This is a genomic window from Erythrobacter longus (assembly GCF_000715015.1).
Classification (GTDB): domain Bacteria; phylum Pseudomonadota; class Alphaproteobacteria; order Sphingomonadales; family Sphingomonadaceae; genus Erythrobacter; species Erythrobacter longus.
Map to the genome: position 1 here is coordinate 312,107 of NZ_JMIW01000001.1, position 18,677 is coordinate 330,783.

Below are 18,677 nucleotides of genomic sequence, written 5' to 3' on the forward strand. Positions count from 1 at the left end.
GGAGGCATTGCTAGTCTAGCACTATGAAAATTGCGTTTGGTGATACTAGCAAGGGCTGGACCGACAGGCTTGGCGATCCTGTCGTCGCTCAAGCCGAGCGGCTCTTTGCGTATCGGCAGGAACGCATTCAATTGATTGATCCTGAGCTTTTGGGTGAACCAGGTTGGGACATACTTTTGTATGCTTTCATCACCGCCGGAAGTTCGAGAGTGTGCCGGCCAGAGGCCTTGGCAAAGGAACTGCGCCTATCTTCTGATGCCATCCGCAACTGGATCGAGCGTCTTGCGGAGCGAGATTTGTTACAGGATTGCGGTGCGACCACGCGGATCACCCCGCATGGCGAGGCAATAATGCGCAGATTGCTTAACGCGCACCTTAAGGATATGGCGAGAGAATTGGGAGCCGGAGACGGGCTCATCCAATTCTCAAGCGGATCTGTTCCTGAAGGCGAGTAACGGTGCGGGGGACTTTCCCCCTTACCCCAAGCTCTACACGTTGAATTTGAACAACAATATATCGCCGTCCTGGACAAGGTATTCCTTGCCTTCCTGACGCAGCTTGCCCGCTTCGCGCGCCGCAGCTTCCCCGCCAAGTGCGATGTAATCGTCATACGCGATTGTTTCTGCGCGGATGAAGCCTCGTTCGAAATCAGTGTGAATTTCGCCTGCCGCTTGGGGCGCTTTTGCGCCGTTCGGGAATGTCCACGCCCGCGCTTCTTTTGGGCCAGCTGTGAAGAAAGTTTTGAGGCCTAGCAGCGTGTATCCAGCGCGGATCACCCGTGCGAGCCCACTCTCTTCAAGGCCAAGTTCGGCGAGGTATTCCGACCGATCTTCTTGCGGCATCGTCACAAGCTCCGCCTCAATTGCGGCAGAGACAACAACGGCCTGTGCGCCCTCAGCCTCAGCCTTGGCGAACACTTTTTGCGAAAGCGCATTGCCGCTGGCCGCTTCGTCTTCTGAGACATTGCAGACATACAAAACGGGTTTTGCCGTCAGAAGCTGCGCCTGTTGAAGGACGCGCGCTTCCTCTTCGTCATTGGGCTCCACCAAACGCGCGGGCTTGCCATCTTTGAGAAGCTCAAGTGCCTGACCCAAGACAGAGGCCATAATCTTGGCCTCCTTGTCGCCAGCCGTGGCCCGCTTTGCCGCGTTGGCAACGCGTTTTTCAAGGCTTTCCAAATCAGATAGCATAAGCTCTGTCTCGACCACCTCGGCATCGGCAATCGGGTCGACGTGGTTGGATACGTGCTGAATGTCGTCGTCTTCAAAACAGCGAAGTACATGCACAATCGCATCAACCTCGCGGATATTGCCCAGGAACTGGTTGCCCAACCCCTCACCTTGGGCAGCGCCCTTCACAAGACCAGCAATATCCACAAAGGCGAGCTGTGTCGCGACAACCTTCGCGCTTTTTGCAATCGCGGCAATTTTGTCTAGCCGTTCATCCGGCACAGCGACCTGACCCACATTGGGTTCAATCGTGCAAAACGGATAATTCGCAGCCTGCGCGGCCTGCGTTTCTGTGAGAGCATTAAACAAAGTGGACTTGCCAACATTGGGCAAGCCAACGATCCCGCAACGGAAACCCATGGGTGCGTTCTTTCGTATAAGAGGTTTTCGCGCGCCTTAGCTTGGGGCAGGGCGCTTGACCAGCCTGCTTGGTCAGGAGTTGTGAACCGCCTTGATCCAAGGGCCATAAGGGCTCCCGCCAAGCCAGCCGACCTGAACTTCGGAACTGACCTTGTTGATTGCCATCTGCGGTTTGGCACCAGGGTGCACTTCGCGCCGAAGCGGGCGCGTGCCAGCCGGCATCGCGATAATCTCAGCCATAGCGTTTGGCACATCCATCGGATCGGTCGAACCACCGCCGGTGCGCCCACCCAATTGCGCGATCAGAGCCTGATATCCGGCAGTGTGCTTTTCTTCAGCGCGTTCGAGTAGCGCAAGGCTGTTCTCGTTCGAGTTTTTCCAGATCATGGTCGGATAGCCGCCTGGCTCGATGATGTTCACATCGATACCGTGGGGTACAAGCTCATAGGCAAGCTGTTCGCTCATGGCTTCAAGAGCAAATTTGGTCGGCGAATATTGCGCGTAGGCCGGAACGATCACGCGGCCCAGTTGGGATGTGACGTTGATGATAAGGCCGCTTTTCGCCTTGCGCATCGCGGGAAGGACCGCGCGCGCCATGCGGTGCGGGCCAAAGACGTTCACATCGAACAGGTGCTGCGTTGCCTCCATGTCCTGAATTTCAATCGGGCCGCCGTAAGACGTGCCCGCATTATTGATGAGGACATCCAAAGTGCCGCCTGTCGCAGCAAGCGCTTGTTGCACGCCGCTTTCCACTTGGCTGTCCGAGGTAACGTCAATCTCGATCACTTGCAGGTCGAGCTTTTCATTCAGGGCAAGCACACGCAGTTCGTCCGCTTCTGCCCGCGGCAGGTTGCGCATTGTGGCAAAAACCTTTGCCCCCTGGCGCGCGAACTTTTCAGCTGCCAGCCTGCCAAAACCCGTGGAGCATCCGGTGATGAGGACCGATTTGCCGCTCATATCGTGATCAACGCTGATCTTGTCCTCAGCAGCGACATAAGCGCTTGCCGCAAGCGCTCCTGTGGCTGCGGCGCCTGCAAGAAGGGTGCGACGGTTCATATTAGGCATGGGGTCAATCTCCGGTTTCGGGGCAACGGCCAATCGGACCGTTTGCGCAATTGGCACCATACTATCCCAGCTGCGCCGCTTCGTCGATATCGCTTTGCAACTCATCAAAAACACCAAGCCGGTGCATTTCATTCTGGACGTACCAAAGCGCCCAAATGTCGTAGAGCCCGTGTCCAATCATCACGGCAAGCAGGCTTTCCAGCGTTAGATAGAGCCCCGCAAAAACACATCCTATCACAGCGATCAAAATTGCGACCTTAAGTTTTGCAAGGTGGATCGCGGCGAACATGATTGAGGTGCCAATCACCGCGAGCCACATGGGCATGTAATCGCCTGCAATGATGAGCAATCCGCCGCGGAAGAATGCCTCTTCCCATATGCCTGCGCAAAGCGAGATAACGATGATGGGGCCTATGCCCAATTTGTTCTTGAGGAAGGCCAGACTGTGCGCTTGATCGCGCACCAGTTGCTCTGAGAACCGGGGGAACGCTTTGAACAGAGCAAAGCCGCTTGCGATCATCGCGGCTGCGATTGCTAGTCCATACGCGACCTGAACAAGGTCAAAGGTGACAAAGGCCAGTATATCGCGCCCTGACGCGTACCAGATCAACGCTCCGATCCCTGTGAACAATGCTGCTTGAGCACAGGTCGCGGTTAGCAATTCGCGCGTGCTCATTGCCGCCATTTCGTCGCTTGGATGGCTCACGCTTGCTGCCTCAACGCCACATCGCTCATAAAGCGGGGATCATTGCCCTCGGCGAGCCACTTCGCCTCTGCGCCAATTGCTCCAAGCATCTCGATCAAGTCATCCTGCTCTGCTTTGGCATAATTGCCCAGAACGTAAGAGTTGACCTGATCCTTGTGCCCCGGGTGCCCGATGCCAAGGCGCACGCGGCGGAAATCTGCGCCCAAATGCCTGTCGATAGAACGAAGGCCATTGTGCCCTGCATGCCCGCCGCCGTGCTTTACCTTCACCTTGAACGGGGCAAGGTCCAATTCGTCATGAAAAACGGTGAGGGCATTTAGCTCAAGCTTATAAAAGCGCATCGCCTCACCAACGCTTCGCCCGCTCTCATTCATAAAGGTCGCAGGCTTCAGCAGCAGGATTTTCTCTGAGCCGATACGACCCTCTTTGACCCAACCTTGGAACTTCTTTTGTTCAGGGCCAAAGCCATGCATCTCGGCGATCACGTCGAGTGCCATAAAACCGACATTGTGCCGGTGGAGCGCATATTTTGGGCCGGGATTTCCGAGGCCTGTCCAGATTTGCATGGTGCCGCTCTAGCGATACCTTCCACAAAACAAAACACCGAGCCCCTTTCGGAAAGCTCGGTGCCTTGGTGATTTCAACAGTGTGAAGTGGCTTTTTCGCCCTTTATCACTCAGCGTCGTCGTCGCTCTTTTGTGAAGTTGCTTCGACTTCGTCAGCTGCTGGAGCCGCATCGGCCTCATCAGTGGTGTCGCCTTCAGACTGCTTGAGAGCAGATGGAGCAACCAGCGTGGCGATTGTGAAGTCGCGGTCTGTGATCGCGCTTTCGCTGCCTGCTGGAAGCTTGACTTCGCTGATGTGGATCGCGTCGCCAACGTCTTTGCCAGCAACCGAGACTTCGATTTCGCCGGGGATCTTGTCCGCTTCACAAACCAGTTCAAGTTCGTGACGCACAACGTTAAGAACGCCGCCTTTAACAAGGCCGGGTGCATCGGCTTCGTCAATGAAGACAACAGGGATCGATACTTCGATCTTGGAGTCTTTTGACAGACGGAAGAAATCCGCGTGCGTTGGACGATCATTGACCGGATGCAGAGCGACATCTTTAGGGATGGAGCGAACCGACTTGCCGTCGATTACGACCTGCACGACCGAGTTCATAAAGTGACCGGTGTTCAGCTGACGCACCAGTTCCTTTTCCTCGACGTGGATCATCAGGGGTTCTTCCTTGCCGCCATAAATGACAGCGGGGACCCGACCTTCGCGGCGAAGTGCTCGGGAGGCTCCCTTGCCAGCCCGTTCGCGGCGCTCGGCGGGCAGATTAAGAGCGTCGCTCATAACAATAGCCTTTCGATTGCATATTTAACTAATGGTTCTCAGCGCCCCGCCTCCAGGGATGACCAGTGCGCCAAGAGGCGGGCACATACAGTGTGGGGGGCGAAATACAACTGAATTCTCAGATGGGGGGTACTAAAGCGCAGGAAGACGCCGCACTGTGTACCCTTGAGCCTTGAGCATGGTGACAAGACCATCAGGGCCCACCAGATGCGCGGCCCCCACCGCGATAAGGGGGCGGGGCATTTCGTTTAGCTTAGGCGCAAGCTGTGCCATCCAGCTGGAATTGCGCTGCACCAAAAGAGCATCGCGCAGTTCAGGGTCCGCCATAATCCCCTCGATTGTCGCTGCCTCAAGGGTCTTTTCATCCCCCGAAAGCCATGCCCGCAAAAGGCGTTCGGGGTTGGCTTTGGATGCGGCCCAGTCTTCAACAGTCCCCTCGAGCAATTCACGCTGATCTTGCGGCGCCAATTGATCGAAAATGCCAAGCTGCGTGCGAGCGGTTTCAAAACCAATGACTTCGCGGTCGCTGAACTGCGCTATCAGCGCTCTATCAACGCCATATTGGGGATCGCCGGGGGCATCGACCTGCGCGAGCATGATCGCAGCGGCCCAATCCTCTGATGAGCGCAAAATCGCGCGCGATGTATTCAGCCGAGCAACCATTGCGTCCAAGTCCGGGCGCAGATCGGGAGCGACGCGGTCTTCGATCGGTCGCAACCCTGGGCTTTGCGAGAGCTCAAGGAAAGCCTGCCTGACCGTATCACCCTTACCAAGGCTCGCTACCTCAACCGCCAAGAAGTCAGCCTCCTCAACCACTCGGTCGATTTGGGCTGTTCGCCATGAAACGCCTTCGGGGAGGGCGTGAATGGTGCCTAGCAACCATCCCTCGACCTCCCCGTCAGCGTTTGCGAGCTCATAAAAAAGAGGGTTGGGAGGGGGATAAGGCTCCACCTCGTCCGTCTTTTGCTCCTCGCTGCACGCCGCAATGGCAAGCAGCAGGAGAACCAAAGCAAAGGCCAGCACCGCACGCGCCGATTGGCAGGTTAGATCAGCGGCGCTGGCGCTTTGGTAGGTCATTACTGCACACGCTCGATTTCGATGTCGCGATCAGCGAGATAGTCCTGAACGCTGTTGTCGCCAGCAAGGTGGCCTGCACCCACAGCGATAAAGACAGTGCCTGGTGTGCTCTCGAGACGGCTTTCGATCCAATCCGCCCATGTCGCATTGCGTGAATAAAGGAGAGTTTCTGCCAGAGCTTCATCTTCAAGATCAGCATTCATCACTTCTGCCAAGCCATCAGGATCGCCCTCGACCCACTCAGCCACCATAGAATCGATGGTTTCCTTGACCTTGCCCATGCCTTCGACCGCTTCCATCATGAAGGAAACTTGCGCCTCCTGGGGAAGCCCGTCGAAGATGTTGATCTGAAACTCGGCCGTTTCCAGAGCGTCCTGCGTGCGATCACCTGCTTTTGAGATAATCACTTTGTCGACGCCAGAGTTTGGATCATAGCCTTGCTGCATCAAGGGAACCAAGGAAAGCGTGAGCCCTGCAAGCCAAGGTTTCATCGGATCAAAGACCGATGGTGGTGCGCCAAGCCCTGCGAGAGCGGCTTCGAAGGTAGCCGTTTGTTCTTCATTCAGGAGAGAGCGCAAGGTTGTGCCATCGGTAAAGATGCCGCGCGCCTGAGCGAGTTGGCCCATTGCCGCCTCGCTTTGCGGGTCCATCTTGATTTCGGTTACGACGGTGTCTGAGCTGTTCAAGGCTGCGTCGATTTCAGCGTCGTACCATTGCAGTTCTTTGGGAAGCACGTGAACGGTGCCGAACAGGTAAATGGTTGTGTCTTCGTCGGCGACTTTCCAAAGGGCGGGCCCCTCTGGGCCGCTCGGAAGTTCCATTGCTGCCTCGGCAGCGGGGCTTGCGTGATCGTCAGCGAGAACCGGGCTCGAAGCTAAAAGAGCAAAGCCTGCAACGCCGGATGCAAGGATAGAGGCAATTTTCATAAAGGAAGTCCTTTCGGAAGGTGGGGTTAGTGTGAACGTGTTAAATGTGAAGTGAATGAAAGAGCGGGTGCGTGCACGATCAGCCTGACCGCTTGAATGCCCAGATGAAGAGGAAAGTGAATGTAACGATGAGAAACATCACTTGGTGATCGAATTGGGGGAAAATTCCGCCAAATGCACCGATAACCCAAGCAATGTATCCGTAAAAATAGACGTTGAAAGTCCAGAATGTTGCGTCTTTCATCGCCGCTTTCTGAAAATCGTCAAACTGCCTCCATTGATAGAATGCAGATGGGATCATGGCAGCCAAAATGACCAAGGCAACGATTGCCTCAGTTCGGCTTGGCTGGAACGTTCCGTCGAGGATGCTGTCTGTGTGAAAAGCATTCACGTAGATCCCGGCAGCGCCGCCGACGACAACATAAGTCAGCAGTAACAGCTGTGACCGGCCCGTTTTTGAAGACAATGAAGGTGGATCGAAATCCCCGAAACGAATGCCAGCGTAGGTCATGCCACCGCCGATTGCCAGCAATGCCGCCGTGACACCAATTTCTATGCCGCCAAGATCGCCCCGGTTCATGAACATGAAGGCAGCGCCTATGGCTCCTGCGAACAGGGAAAAGCCGAAGTAAAACAGCACTTGGCCAAGAAATGGACGAGCCGCTGGCCGGTCCACTTTGTCATAAGATGTTTGATCAGATCTGGTCATTGAAAATCTCTTCAATTTTCATGTCGAACAGGCGGGCTATTCGAAAAGCGAGTGGGAGGGAGGGGTCGTGCTTGCCGGTTTCGATGGCGTTCACAGCCTGGCGCGAGACATCGAGATGTCCAGCCAGATCAGCCTGCGACCAATCGCGTTCCGCGCGCAGCACTTTGAGACGGTTTTTCATGGGCTGGCGCTTTTCAAGCGATCCGCGAGGAAGCGGCAGCGGAGTTAAAAATGGTACGCATATGATAGGCTCCGATTAGCAAACTGGGCAATAATGTGTGATGAACCTTACGAAATGTCAGGTTACCCTTACTTTATGTAGTGATTCGCTTACAATGTCAACAACACCTTACATTTTGTCGTGCTTCAATGACGAAAAGCGCAGAATGGCTGACTTTTTTGCGCATAGATTTGAGCCTTGTGCGCCGCACCATTGACGCCTCACGGGGCATCGGTCATTGGCTCCAACCCATGGCGACACAGCTTTCTTCTACGACGGCGAATCCGACTGGGGTTCCTGCACGCGATCCTTCAGGCAGCTTCCAGGACATGATCCTGACGCTGCATGATTTTTGGGCGGCCAATGGGTGTGTGATCCTGCAACCATACGACATGCGCATGGGAGCAGGGACGTTTCACACCGCAACCACACTGCGCACGCTCGGACCTGAGCCTTGGAATGCTGCCTTTGTGCAGCCTTGCCGCCGGCCAACCGACGGGCGTTATGGTGAGAACCCCAATCGGCTCCAGCACTATTACCAGTATCAGGTGATCCTGAAGCCAAGCCCAAGCGATATCCAGGACCTTTATCTTGAGAGCCTGCGCGCCATCGGCATTGACCCGCTGGCCCATGACATTCGCTTTGTCGAGGATGACTGGGAATCGCCGACGCTGGGCGCTTGGGGTCTGGGTTGGGAAGTGTGGTGTGACGGGATGGAAGTCACCCAGTTCACTTACTTTCAGCAGATGGGCGGCTTTGATTGCAAACCGGTCGCGGGCGAGCTGACATATGGGCTAGAGCGGCTTGCCATGTATATTCAAGGCGTTGATAACGTGTACGATCTTGCCTTCAACAAGCAGGGCGTAAGCTACGGCGATGTGTTTCTTGAAAACGAACGCCAGATGTCGAAATGGAACTTTGAGGTCGCGGATACTGACGCTTTGTTCGACCTGTTTGCAAAGGCTGAGGCCGAGTGCAAAAACGCGATTGCTGCTGACGTTCCCATCGCTGCTTATGAGCAAGCGGTAGAGGCAAGCCACGTCTTCAACCTCCTTCAGGCGCGCGGCGTGATCAGCGTGCAGGAGCGCGCGTCATACATGGGCCGCGTGCGCGATCTTGCTCGCTCATCTTGCGAGAAATACGCTGAAAAAATGGCGCCTGAATGGGCCGAGAAATACCCGGGATGGAGCATCCAGGATAAGGGGGCGTCTAATGGCTGATTTCCTCCTTGAACTTCTCACCGAAGAAATCCCTGCGCGCATGCAAAAAGGTGCGCGCACTGAGCTGGAAAAGCTCTTTACCCGCGAATTGTCGGCAAGCGGCGTTTCAGCTGGCGACATCACCGTATGGTCGACCCCGCGCCGCCTGACTTTGGTTGCCCGCGATCTCCCGACCGAAACCGAAGCGGTGCGCGAGGAAGCCAAGGGGCCTCCCGTGGGCGCCCCCGATCAGGCGGTGGACGGTTTCTGCCGCAAGAACGGCGTTTCGCGCGACAGCCTCGAGGAGCGCGATGTTAAGGGCCGGACCACCTACTTCGCAGTCATCGAAAAGCCAGGGCAGCAGGTCTCCGACCTCTTAGCCGCCAGCATCCCCACGATCATCCGCGACTTTGCATGGCCCAAGTCGATGCGCTGGGGCGAGGCGTCTATCTCTAGCGAAAGCACGCGCTGGGTCAGGCCTCTATCAGGCATTGTTGCGCTGCTTGGGGGTGAAATTGTTCCAGTGGTGATGGACGGCCTGTCGAGCGGGCGTGAGACGATGGGGCATCGCTTTCATTCAGCTGGCCCGATCCGCATTGACGGCGCGGACGACTACGCAGCGAAACTGCGCGCGGCCCATGTGATTGTCGACCATGAAGAGCGCGCCGCGATCATTCGCGATGGCGCAAAAAGTGCGGCTGAGGCTGCGGGGCTGGTCCTTGTCGTAGACGAAGGGCTGGTGGTTGAAAACGCTGGCCTGACCGAATGGCCCGTGCCTTTGTTGGGCCGCTTTGACGAGGAATTCCTCGACGTGCCGCCCGAGGTCATCCAGCTTACCGCCCGGGTGAACCAGAAGTATTTTGTGTGCGAGGATGCATCGGGCAAACTCGCCAACGCCTTCATCTGCACCGCCAATATTGATGCAGCGGACCCCGCCGTGGTGGTCGACGGCAACCGCAAGGTGCTCGCAGCACGATTGGCCGACGCACGCTTTTTCTGGGAGCTTGATCAGAAGACGACGCTTGCTCAGCACGCGACCAAGCTGGAGCGGATTACCTTCCATGAGAAGCTCGGGACGGTCGCTGACAAGGTGGAGCGGGTGGCGAAGCTTGCGCGTTGGCTGTGTGAAGAAGGCATTGTCACCCCCCGCTCTCCTGCGAAAGCAGGAGCCCAGCTCCAAAACGAAGATGATGGACTCCTGCGTTCGCAGGAGATCACAAGGGAAGAACTCGCAGACTTAGCCGAACAAGCGGCGCGCCTCTGCAAAGCGGACCTTGTGACCGAAATGGTGGGCGAATTCCCCGAGCTGCAAGGCCTGATGGGCGGCTACTACGCCGAGAAAGAGGGCCTGCCGCAAGAAGTCTCCGACGCCATCCGCGATCACTACAAGCCCGTGGGGCAGGGCGACGAGGTGCCGACTGCTCCTGTGACGGTGGCGGTGAGCTTGGCGGATAAGTTGGATACGCTCGTAAGTTTCTTTTGGGTCAACGAAAAACCTACAGGATCGAAAGACCCTTTTGCTTTACGAAGAGCAGCAATTGCCGAAGCTAGGTTGACCCAAGATAACCTGCTTCGAATTCCACTCTTGCACGCGATTGCTGCAGCGACTGCCTGCCTCGTTGAGACTGCGATGAATTGGGCAGGCAGGACTCAAGCAATCTCGATGGACACGATCAAAGAATGGCGGAGTGTAATTGATGGCCGCGATTTTCCAGGCCGGTTGGAACTGCTCGATGAGGCGAAGGTCGATCTAGCGGAAGTCCGAAGTGAAGCCGAAGCAGCCATGGCTCTCCTTCGCACCCTAAAAGTTGATGCCGAAGCTGCGGTTGCGAAGTACGCCGAAATTTTAGACTTCTTCGCCGACCGCCTCAAAGTCCAGCAACGCGAAGCTGGCGTTCGCCACGACCTGATCGACGCTGTATTTGCGCTCGGCGGAGAGGACGACCTTGTCCGTCTCCTTGCCCGCGTCCATGCCCTCCAAAGCTTCATCGCAACAGATAACGGCGCAAACCTGCTCGCTGGCTACAAGCGGGCGGCGAATATCCTCAAGAAAGAGGGCCACGTCACCCCGGCGCAGGCCGGGGTCCAGTCTAGCGATGAAGACCAAGCCGTTCTGGATTCCGGCCTTCGCCGAAATGACGATGCAGGGCTTTCGCACACTCCCGAACCTGCCGAAGCTGCTCTTATCGCAGCGCTCGACGAGGCGGAACCCAAGGCGACTTCGGCCATTGAGGCTGAAGACTTCGAAGCCGCGATGGAAGCGCTTGCATCCTTGCGCGGCCCGATTGATGACTTCTTCGAAGCTGTGATTGTGAACGCGGAAGATAAGAATGTGCGCGCGAGCCGCCTTTCTCTGTTAGCGCGGCTTCGCGACGCGGTTCACAAGGTCGCAGATTTCTCAAGGATTGAAGGTTGATGGTCCAGACAGTCTACCCCTTTGGCGGAAGCGCCGCCCATGACGACCCGCGCCAAGGCGACAAGACAATCACCGGGGGCAAGGGCGCAAACCTTGCCGAAATGGCGAGCATCGGCCTGCCGGTGCCTCCCGGTTTCACCATCACCACCGAAGAATGCGTCGCGTATTTGCAGGACGGCGCGGAATTCTCTGATGCTCTGCGCGAAGCGGTGACGGGTGCGATCGGCCATATCGAAAAAGCAGTTGGCAAAAAGTTTGGCGACGCTTCCGACCCGATGCTGGTTTCGGTGCGCTCAGGCGCGCGGGTTTCCATGCCGGGGATGATGGACACGGTCCTCAACCTTGGCCTTAACGACGCGACCGTCGAAGGGCTTGCAGCAACGTCTGGCGACGAACGTTTCGCATGGGACAGCTATCGCCGCTTTATCCAGATGTATTCCGATGTGGTGCTGGGCCTTGACCATGGCCTGTTCGAGGAAGCGCTCGAAATCTGCAAGGAAGACAACGGTTATTATGCCGACACAGAGCTTTCTGCCGAAGAGTGGAAGGCGCTGGTTACCGAGTTCAAAGGCATTGTTGAGGCCGAATGGGGCAAGCCATTCCCACAGGACGTGACCGAGCAATTGTGGGGCGCGATCCGCGCTGTGTTCGACAGCTGGGATAGCGACCGCGCCAAGGTTTACCGCCGATTGAACGACATTCCCGGTGACTGGGGCACGGCCGTCAATGTGCAGGCGATGGTGTTTGGCAATATGGGCGACACGTCCGCGACCGGCGTCGCCTTCACCCGCGATCCAGCCACTGGTGAGCGCGCCTATTACGGCGAATATCTCATCAATGCGCAAGGCGAAGACGTTGTCGCGGGCATTCGCACGCCGCAATATCTGACCAAAGCCGCCCGCGAAGCAGCAGGCGCAAAACCGCTCTCCATGGAAGAGGCCATGCCCGACGCCTATGGCGAGCTGGCGCGCGTGTTCGACCTTCTCGAAGGTCACTATAAAGACATGCAGGATATCGAGTTTACCGTGGAGCGCGGTAAACTGTGGATGCTGCAAACCCGCTCTGGCAAGCGCACAGCGAAAGCGGCGCTCAAGATGGCGGTGGATATGGAAGCCGAAGGCCTCATCACGCAGGAAGAGGCCGTGCGCCGGGTTGATCCCATGGCATTGGACCAACTGCTTCACCCAACACTTGATCCCGAAGCAGAACGCCATGTTCTGGGCAGCGGCCTGCCAGCGTCGCCCGGTGCTGCTGCGGGTAAGATAGTGCTCGATGCCGATACGGCTGAGCAATGGGTTGCGCGCGGTGAGAAGGTCATTCTCGTGCGGGTCGAAACCTCGCCCGAAGACATCCACGGCATGCACGCAGCACAAGGCATTCTGACCGCACGCGGCGGCATGACCAGCCACGCCGCGGTCGTGGCGCGCGGCATGGGCCGGCCTTGTGTTTCTGGCGCAAGCGCGCTTTCCATCGACCGGGCCTCGCGCACCCTTCGCATCGGGAACCATGAGCTTAAAGAAGGTGACGAGATCACTCTCGATGGCGCTAATGGTCAGATTATGCTGGGTATTGTGCCAACGGTTGAACCTGAGCTTGCCGGTGACTTTGGCACTTTGATGGTGTGGGCAGACGCGCTTCGCCGCATGAAAGTGCGCACCAATGCCGAAACGCCAGCAGACTGCAAGATGGCGCGGCAGTTTGGCGCAGAAGGCATTGGCCTTTGCCGCACAGAGCATATGTTCTTTGATGCTGGCCGGATTAAAGCTGTGCGCCAGATGATCCTGGCCGAAGAAGATACGGCGCGTAAAGCGGCACTGGATATCCTGCTGCCGGAACAACGCGCCGACTTTACAGCGATCTTCGAAGTGATGGCGGGTCTTCCTTGCACGATCCGCCTGCTCGACCCGCCATTGCATGAATTCCTGCCAACACAGGACGCTGACTTCGAAGAGCTTTCCGATGTGACCGGGCTTGGTGTCGATCACCTGAAACGGCGGGCGGCTGAGCTGCATGAATTCAACCCGATGCTGGGCCACCGTGGGTGCCGTTTGGGTATCACTTTCCCCGAAATCTATGAAATGCAGGCGCGCGCCATTTTCGAAGCGGTGTGCGATGTGAAAGCGTCTTCTGGCGAAGCGCCTTTGCCTGAGATTATGATCCCGCTGGTAGCGACCAGGAAAGAGCTCGCCATCCTGAAAGCGTTGGTCGACCAGGTGGCGAAAGAAGTGTTCGCAGAGATGGGCACGAGCGTCGAATATCTGGTCGGCACCATGATCGAGTTGCCCCGTGCAGCGTTGATGGCAGGCGAGATTGCCAAGGAAGGCGCGTTCTTCAGCTTTGGCACGAATGATTTGACGCAAACCACCCTTGGGGTGAGCCGCGATGATTCCGCCAAATTCCTCGCCCCCTACGTTGAGAAAGGCATTTTCGCACGCGATCCTTTTGTCAGCCTCGATGTCGAAGGCGTTGGCCAATTGGTCGAACTTGCGGCCGAACGGGGCAGGGTAACACGTCCAAATATAAAGCTTGGCATTTGCGGTGAACATGGCGGCGATCCGGCTTCGATCGCCTTCTGCGAAAAAGTTGGCCTCGATTACGTCAGCGCGTCGCCTTACCGTGTGCCGATCGCTCGGCTCGCGGCGGCTCAAGCAACGCTCAAATAGGTTTTATCGCCACCCTGTGAGGACGAGGATGTTGAAGGTTTCAGTGACCTTCCCATCCACTTCACGCCTTTGATCAAACGCCGCTTCTGCGCGCTTTAACCAGGCACGCGTAAGAGGCGGAACCGGAGTGTTCAAAGACCGTGTCAAACCGTGGTCTCTAAGGTCACTGATAAGCTGCCCCAGCGACGAAAAGCGGACGTTGAGCGGGAAGCTGTCAACCACTTTGCGGGCAAATCCTGCACGTTCAAGCAACGCTGTGCCTGCGCGGTTATCGACGAGCGGGTGCATCCGGGCCGCAGGTTGATCAACGTCAGCCTCAAGCGCAATCTGGCGCAACACTGGAAGTGAACCGGCTCCCGGAAAGGCTGCGATAAAAAGACCACCCTCTTTCAAGGCAGCGCGTACGTGAATTAGCGCGCCTGGCAGGTCGTTGACAGTGCCAAGGCCAAGGATGTGGGCGATGAGATCATAACCCTCAAAACTGGCGGGCACCTCTTCGTCAAACTCACCCAGCTGAGCCCGAGTAGTAGCGCTCACTCCGCCCGTTTGATCCCCCACAACCAAAGCTGCCTCAGCATCGAACCGCATAAAATCAAGCCGGTCGGCAATGTCATCAGCAATCGCGTAATAAAGGTAGGACGCGCTGTCCTGGAGCTGAAGGCGGGAGCGCGCTCGCGCCCATTTGGCGGCGGCAGCTTCACGGTCGAATATTCGGGGAACTTGGGTGGTTGGCATTTGGGTTTCCATGGACGCATTCCTTGGCCCGCTTGCCGCGCCTGCGCAAGAGGTGCACAATAGCGCGCAATGGCTTGGGGCGCGCATCTTACCAAAGAGATCACGGAAGGTCTGCGGCCTCTGGTCGATCTGGTCTATCCGCCACGCTGCCCATCTTGCGGGGCTGCGACGGCTTCGCAAGGATCGCTGTGCAGCGATTGCTGGAGCGAGCTTGAGTTTCCCCGCGCCTATGCAACGCCTGAGGGTGCGCGGCATTCCGGCATCATTGCGGCAACGATCTACAACGATATGTCGCGCGCGCTCGTGCTGAAATTCAAGCACGGGGGCAAGATTGCACTTGCTCCTCTGCTAGGGACCATGCTGGCCTCTCGAATACACAGCGAGCAAGATGAGCAGGGCGATGTGGGCGAACAGCCGCTTATCGTGCCGGTGCCGCTCCACCGTACGCGGATATGGCAGCGTGGGTTCAACCAGTCGGCTTTGCTGGCACGCGAAGTTGCCAAGGCGGGGAAGGGTGAGCTGATCCTTGATGCCCTTATCCGGCAGAAGCGCACACCCAGCCTTGGCAATTTGAGCGCGGAAAAGCGCAAGGCTGTTCTGGCAGGGGCGATAGCGGTTCGCGCCAAGGCGAGGCCCTTGATCAAGGCGCGCAGGGTCATCCTAATCGATGATGTACTCACCAGCGGCGCGACGAGTGATGCGTGTGTTGAGGCATTGCTGGAGGCAGGGGCGACAAGCGTTCAAATAGGGTGTTTTGCCCGCGCAGACCACGGCGCTTTGGGTTAAAACCACCCCGGGCCTGCGGAGAAATCTATCCCAGAAACCGAAACGCCCGAGGCCGTTAGACCCCGGGCGCCACGTGACGAAACGGTTTAGATCCGCTCAAAGAGCTCAGAAAGCGACCCCCTAACTTCGCTTTCAGGACCCTATGCCTCATTCGTTCAATCGGCCACTCCGACACCCCGCTGTTGGCTCTGACCGACAACCCCCTGAACCCGGCGTTTGACAACACCGCTTGTTAGGTGGATGGACGCTCTTGCGTCGTCCGTGAGGAGCGTTGTTCCATTGTAGTTCCAGTTCTTAAAGTCGATTCACGGATTTTTGCGTATTTTGGCGCTCATCTGTGGTTATCATGCAACAATCTGTCGCGTCAGATGAACCGCTGAACGCTAATCGTCTCAATTTGTTACGCCGAGGGAGAGCATTCTTGTCCGCAGCTGCATCTATTAACGCCCAAGAGCGCGAAGAGGGGACGCAGTTCGCTCCCAAGTTCGATGGCAATGGTCTGCTGAGCGCGGTGGTGCTGGATGCTGAGTCGAAACAGGTGTTGGTGGTCGCATTTATGAATGCAGAGGCCCTTACGGCGACGCGCAAAACCGGCAAGGTTACCTTCTGGTCGCGTTCAAGGCAGAAGCTTTGGATGAAGGGGGAGACCTCTGGCCATGTCCTTCACGTTGAAGAAATCTTGGTCGATTGCGATCAGGACGCGCTTGTTATCTACGCCAAGCCAGCAGGTCCCACGTGTCACACGGGGCGCACATCATGCTTTTACCGAAGGCTCGACCTTGAAGCCGATGATGCCACCGCGCTTGAGAGCGTGTTATCGTAGGCGTAAGGACTTGACGCTCACGTAAAGGTAAGGTAGTCCATTTGCTCATGGACACTCAAACCAACTCGCTCGCTGACACGCACAAGCTTGCTACAAAGGGATCTGCTGACGAGCCGCGCCGCAATGGGGCGCATCTTGATCGGCCCGACGATCTTGCGCGTGAACAATTTTCCATTTCTGACCTCACTTCTGAGTTCGGCTGCACGGCCCGCGCCTTGCGGTTTTACGAAGATGAGGGGCTGATTAGCCCGGCCCGTGTGGGGTTGACCCGTGTGTATTCCAAGCGTGACCGTGCGCGGCTTGCGTGGATTATGCGGGCCAAAAACGTGGGCTTTAGCCTCACCGAAATCCGTGAGATGATCGACCTTTACGATCTCGACGACGGCCGTGTTGAACAACGCCGCGTAACGATTGAGAAGTGCCGTGCGCATATCGCGAAGCTGAAAGAGCAGCGCGATGACATCGACTCATCAATCAAAGAGCTCAGCGATTTTGTGGTCGAGATCGAGCATCTTGACCTTGGCTAAAGCCAGGCTTTTGGACCAATTCTTATATAACCCGCTCAGATAAAGGGATCACCTGATGCCAACCTATACCGCCCCAACCAGAGACACACGCTTTGTCCTCAATGAGATGCTTGATCTTGCTTCCTACGGCAATCTGCCGGGTTTCGAGAACGCCACGCAGGATATGATCGACACGATTGTGAACGAAGCGGGCAAGTTCTGCTCCGAAGTTCTCGCGCCGATCAATCAGTCGGGCGATGAGGAAGGCTGCACCCGCCATGAAGATGGCTCGGTCACCACTCCCAAGGGCTTCAAAGAAGCCTATGACGCCTATGTTGAGGCGGGCTGGGCGACGCTGGCAAAGCCGGAAGAGTTTGGCGGGCAGGGACTGCCGCACACACTTGCGATGGTGGTGGAGGAGTTCACTGCGTCTGCAAACCAGGCTTTCGGCATGTATCCGGGCCTCACCAATGGCGCATCTGCCGCACTCGAAGCCGCGGGCACGCCGGAGCAAAAAGAGGCCTATTTGCCCAAAATGATCACCGGTGAGTGGTCTGGCACGATGAATCTGACAGAGCCGCAGTGCGGGACTGATCTCGGCCTCATTCGCACCAAAGCAGAACCGCAAGCAGATGGTTCATACAAAATCACCGGCACGAAAATCTTCATTTCGGCAGGTGAGCACGACCTTACCTCCAACATCATTCACCTTGTGCTGGCAAAGACGCCGGGCGCACCGGATTCATCAAAGGGCATTTCGCTCTTCATCGTTCCCAAGTTCATCCTCGATGAGAACGGTGAGCCGGGTACACGCAACGGTGTGACGTGTGGCTCGATCGAGAAGAAAATGGGCATCCACGCCAACTCCACCTGCGTCCTCAACTATGACGAGGCGACCGGCTATATGCTGGGCGAAGAGAACAAGGGGCTCGCCGCCATGTTCGTCATGATGAACGCAGCGCGTCTGGGAGTGGGCCTCCAAGGGCTCGCACAGGCAGAAGTTTCTTATCAGAACGGCGTCACCTATGCGCTTGACCGTCGTCAGGGCCGCGGGCTTGCAGGGCCAGCTGAACCAGAGGCAAAAGCCGACCCGATCTTTGTGCACCCGGACGTGCGCCGGATGTTGATGGATGCCAAAGTCTTCAACGAAGGGATGCGCGCTCTGTGCTTGTGGGGCGCTCTCCAAGTGGACCTTACCCATGAGGCGCAAACCGAAGAGGAGCGCCAGCTTGCCGATGACCTCATCGGCCTCATGACCCCGGTCATCAAAGGCTATGGCACCGACAAGGGCTATGACATCGCCAACAATATGCAGCAGGTTTACGGCGGCCACGGTTACGTCAAGGAATGGGGCATGGAGCAATTCGTGCGCGACGCGCGCATTGCGATGATTTACGAAGGCACCAACGGCGTTCAAGCAATGGACCTTTGCGGGCGTAAACTTGCCAGCAAAGGTGGCCGCGCAATCCAGGCCTTCTTCAAGATGATCGATGATGAGATCGCAGAAGCCAAGACCAATGAAGCGCTTAGCGACCTTGCCACCAAGCTTGAAAAAGCGCTGGGCGAGCAGAAAGCGGCGACCATGTGGTTCATGCAAAACGCGATGGCCAACCCCAATCACCTTGGCGCGGGCGCGCACCACTACATGCACATCATGGGCATCGTGACGCTAGGCTTTTTCTGGCTGAAACAAGCCAAGACGGCTTCCGCAGCGCTTGCCGGTAACCCCGAAGACAAGGCGTTCTACGAGGCGAAGATGACCTCGGCGGCATACTATGCCGAACGTTTCCTCCCCGATGCAGGCGCGCTGCGTCGCAAGCTTGAAGCGGGCAGCGACAACATGATGGCGCTTCCAGAAGAGGCATTCTCGACCGCCGCTTAAGCGTAGCCTTTTGAGATATCAAAGCCCCCGTCAG

Annotated in this window: 18 protein-coding genes; 8 read left to right on the forward strand and 10 right to left on the reverse strand. The window is 57.1% G+C overall.

The annotated features are described in order from the left end of the window. Positions 1–23 precede the first annotated feature (23 nt). Positions 24–455 (forward strand): hypothetical protein, encoded by a 432-nt coding sequence (locus tag EH31_RS01535; protein ID WP_034957656.1) that lies wholly within the window; start codon positions 24–26, stop codon positions 453–455. Between the two features lie 33 nt (positions 456–488). On the opposite strand, the gene ychF is transcribed toward EH31_RS01535, so the two are convergent. From ychF to EH31_RS01580, 9 genes are all read right to left on the reverse strand, one after another. After that, positions 489–1,589: a redox-regulated ATPase YchF gene (gene ychF, locus EH31_RS01540; protein WP_034957657.1), complete on the reverse strand. Its 1,101-nt coding sequence runs from the start codon at positions 1,587–1,589 to the stop codon at positions 489–491. Between the two features lie 72 nt (positions 1,590–1,661). Beyond that, positions 1,662–2,645: an SDR family oxidoreductase gene (locus tag EH31_RS01545; protein ID WP_338390466.1), complete on the reverse strand. Its 984-nt coding sequence runs from the start codon at positions 2,643–2,645 to the stop codon at positions 1,662–1,664. A 70-nt stretch (positions 2,646–2,715) separates the two neighbouring features. Further along, a complete protein-coding gene (locus EH31_RS01550; RefSeq protein ID WP_051698850.1) occupies positions 2,716–3,360 on the reverse strand; it encodes a CPBP family intramembrane glutamic endopeptidase in 645 nt (214 codons plus the stop codon). Then, positions 3,357–3,926, reverse strand: a complete 570-nt coding sequence (gene pth, locus EH31_RS01555; RefSeq protein ID WP_034957658.1) for an aminoacyl-tRNA hydrolase — start codon at positions 3,924–3,926, stop codon at positions 3,357–3,359. The genes EH31_RS01550 and pth overlap by 4 nt, the downstream gene beginning before the upstream one ends. Positions 3,927–4,032: 106 nt before the next feature. Further along, entirely contained in the window at positions 4,033–4,701 is a 669-nt protein-coding gene (locus EH31_RS01560) for a 50S ribosomal protein L25/general stress protein Ctc (protein ID WP_034957660.1), read from the reverse strand. 132 nt (positions 4,702–4,833) lie between these two features. Continuing rightward, positions 4,834–5,778, reverse strand: coding sequence for a TraB/GumN family protein (locus tag EH31_RS01565; RefSeq protein ID WP_051698851.1), 945 nt, complete (start codon positions 5,776–5,778; stop codon positions 4,834–4,836). Beyond that, positions 5,778–6,704 (reverse strand): TraB/GumN family protein, encoded by a 927-nt coding sequence (locus EH31_RS01570; protein ID WP_034957661.1) that lies wholly within the window; start codon positions 6,702–6,704, stop codon positions 5,778–5,780. Before EH31_RS01570 ends, EH31_RS01565 begins: the two co-directional genes overlap by 1 nt. A 79-nt stretch (positions 6,705–6,783) precedes the next feature. Then, positions 6,784–7,413, reverse strand: coding sequence for a hypothetical protein (locus EH31_RS01575; RefSeq protein WP_034957662.1), 630 nt, complete (start codon positions 7,411–7,413; stop codon positions 6,784–6,786). Further along, entirely contained in the window at positions 7,400–7,594 is a 195-nt protein-coding gene (locus EH31_RS01580; protein WP_034957663.1) for a helix-turn-helix transcriptional regulator, read from the reverse strand. The genes EH31_RS01575 and EH31_RS01580 overlap by 14 nt, the downstream gene beginning before the upstream one ends. A 368-nt stretch (positions 7,595–7,962) precedes the next feature. Here EH31_RS01580 and EH31_RS01585 point away from each other — a divergent pair, with 368 nt between their 5' ends. From EH31_RS01585 to ppdK, 3 genes are read left to right on the forward strand one after another with little or no spacing between them, the layout of a single operon-like run. Further along, a complete protein-coding gene (locus EH31_RS01585; protein WP_034958755.1) occupies positions 7,963–8,853 on the forward strand; it encodes a glycine--tRNA ligase subunit alpha in 891 nt (296 codons plus the stop codon). Further along, positions 8,846–11,248 carry a glycine--tRNA ligase subunit beta gene (gene glyS, locus EH31_RS01590; RefSeq protein ID WP_034957665.1) on the forward strand — a complete coding sequence of 801 codons (2,403 nt, stop codon included), beginning with the start codon at positions 8,846–8,848 and terminating at the stop codon, positions 11,246–11,248. The genes EH31_RS01585 and glyS overlap by 8 nt, the downstream gene beginning before the upstream one ends. Beyond that, entirely contained in the window at positions 11,248–13,911 is a 2,664-nt protein-coding gene (gene ppdK / locus EH31_RS01595) for a pyruvate, phosphate dikinase (RefSeq protein WP_034957666.1), read from the forward strand. The genes glyS and ppdK overlap by 1 nt, the downstream gene beginning before the upstream one ends. 3 nt (positions 13,912–13,914) lie before the next feature. Here ppdK and EH31_RS01600 read toward each other — a convergent pair whose 3' ends face one another. Beyond that, complete coding sequence (locus tag EH31_RS01600) at positions 13,915–14,658, reverse strand: class I SAM-dependent methyltransferase (protein WP_241765798.1); 744 nt, start codon at positions 14,656–14,658, stop codon at positions 13,915–13,917. A gap of 57 nt (positions 14,659–14,715) precedes the next feature. On the opposite strand from EH31_RS01600, the gene EH31_RS01605 reads away from it, so the two are divergent. From EH31_RS01605 to EH31_RS01620, 4 genes are all read left to right on the forward strand, one after another. After that, positions 14,716–15,432 (forward strand): ComF family protein, encoded by a 717-nt coding sequence (locus tag EH31_RS01605; protein WP_051698852.1) that lies wholly within the window; start codon positions 14,716–14,718, stop codon positions 15,430–15,432. A gap of 421 nt (positions 15,433–15,853) precedes the next feature. After that, entirely contained in the window at positions 15,854–16,255 is a 402-nt protein-coding gene (gene hisI / locus EH31_RS01610) for a phosphoribosyl-AMP cyclohydrolase (protein WP_034958759.1), read from the forward strand. Positions 16,256–16,302: 47 nt separating this feature from the next. Beyond that, positions 16,303–16,782 (forward strand): MerR family transcriptional regulator, encoded by a 480-nt coding sequence (locus tag EH31_RS01615; protein WP_034957667.1) that lies wholly within the window; start codon positions 16,303–16,305, stop codon positions 16,780–16,782. Between the two features lie 55 nt (positions 16,783–16,837). Continuing rightward, entirely contained in the window at positions 16,838–18,643 is a 1,806-nt protein-coding gene (locus tag EH31_RS01620) for an acyl-CoA dehydrogenase C-terminal domain-containing protein (RefSeq protein WP_034957668.1), read from the forward strand. Positions 18,644–18,677 lie beyond the last annotated feature (34 nt).

Excerpts from the sequence above, each read along its gene's own strand:
- EH31_RS01570 (WP_034957661.1), bottom strand. The coding sequence starts at position 6,704 with ATGAAAATTGCCTCTATCCTTGCATCCGGCGTTGCAGGCTTTGCTCTT.
- ppdK (WP_034957666.1), top strand. The coding sequence starts at position 11,248 with ATGGTCCAGACAGTCTACCCCTTTGGCGGAAGCGCCGCCCATGACGAC.
- EH31_RS01535 (WP_034957656.1), top strand. The coding sequence starts at position 24 with ATGAAAATTGCGTTTGGTGATACTAGCAAGGGCTGGACCGACAGGCTT.
- EH31_RS01565 (WP_051698851.1), bottom strand. The coding sequence starts at position 5,778 with ATGACCTACCAAAGCGCCAGCGCCGCTGATCTAACCTGCCAATCGGCG.
- EH31_RS01615 (WP_034957667.1), top strand. The coding sequence starts at position 16,303 with ATGGACACTCAAACCAACTCGCTCGCTGACACGCACAAGCTTGCTACA.
- glyS (WP_034957665.1), top strand. The coding sequence starts at position 8,846 with ATGGCTGATTTCCTCCTTGAACTTCTCACCGAAGAAATCCCTGCGCGC.
- EH31_RS01575 (WP_034957662.1), bottom strand. The coding sequence starts at position 7,413 with ATGACCAGATCTGATCAAACATCTTATGACAAAGTGGACCGGCCAGCG.
- ychF (WP_034957657.1), bottom strand. The coding sequence starts at position 1,589 with ATGGGTTTCCGTTGCGGGATCGTTGGCTTGCCCAATGTTGGCAAGTCC.
- EH31_RS01600 (WP_241765798.1), bottom strand. The coding sequence starts at position 14,658 with ATGGAAACCCAAATGCCAACCACCCAAGTTCCCCGAATATTCGACCGT.
- EH31_RS01620 (WP_034957668.1), top strand. The coding sequence starts at position 16,838 with ATGCCAACCTATACCGCCCCAACCAGAGACACACGCTTTGTCCTCAAT.
- pth (WP_034957658.1), bottom strand. The coding sequence starts at position 3,926 with ATGCAAATCTGGACAGGCCTCGGAAATCCCGGCCCAAAATATGCGCTC.
- EH31_RS01605 (WP_051698852.1), top strand. The coding sequence starts at position 14,716 with ATGGCTTGGGGCGCGCATCTTACCAAAGAGATCACGGAAGGTCTGCGG.
- EH31_RS01545 (WP_338390466.1), bottom strand. The coding sequence starts at position 2,645 with ATGAACCGTCGCACCCTTCTTGCAGGCGCCGCAGCCACAGGAGCGCTT.
- EH31_RS01585 (WP_034958755.1), top strand. The coding sequence starts at position 7,963 with ATGATCCTGACGCTGCATGATTTTTGGGCGGCCAATGGGTGTGTGATC.
- EH31_RS01560 (WP_034957660.1), bottom strand. The coding sequence starts at position 4,701 with ATGAGCGACGCTCTTAATCTGCCCGCCGAGCGCCGCGAACGGGCTGGC.
- EH31_RS01580 (WP_034957663.1), bottom strand. The coding sequence starts at position 7,594 with ATGAAAAACCGTCTCAAAGTGCTGCGCGCGGAACGCGATTGGTCGCAG.